1 pseudogene is annotated in these 514 nt (G+C 43.4%); it reads left to right on the plus strand.

Features of this window, described 5'->3' with window-relative positions:
- Positions 1-179: 179 nt before the first annotated feature.
- Positions 180-514: pseudogene (locus AC1DXF_RS29480) on the plus strand (hypothetical protein); the annotation flags it as partial.

A 514-nucleotide genomic window follows, 5' to 3' on the forward strand; every position in this document is an offset into this window, starting at 1 on the left:
GTGGAAGCTGGTGAGTTTGTTCTTCAGGTAGGTAATTCATCACGTAATATTTCAAAAACAGTAAAAATCCTGGTTAAATAAACTCAATACCGATAAACCCAGAAACAATTTTCAATGGAAATACCCCATTGGCCTTGTAAAAATAAGTGTAAAAAACACAATAAATAATATAGACTTTCATGATGAAAAAGTTATTACCCATTTCAATTTTGTGCCTGTTCCTGTTCACAACAACAAGTTTACAAGCGCAAAACCCTAAGCTAACGCTTGATTTAACCAGGCCCGGCGCAAACGTAAGCCCGCAACTGTATGGGTTGATGACCGAAGAGATCAACCATTCGTACGATGGGGGTTTGTATGCCGAGCTGATCAGGAACAGGATATTTAAGGACAACCCGAATACGCCGGAAGCATGGAGCGTGATCAGGGAAGGTGGCGCGAAGGCCACCATTCAGTTAGTTGCCCCAAACCCCGGCAATGTACCCAACGATCAGCAGCGCCACGCCATTAACGG

The organism is Mucilaginibacter sp. P2_A5, assembly GCF_056404995.1.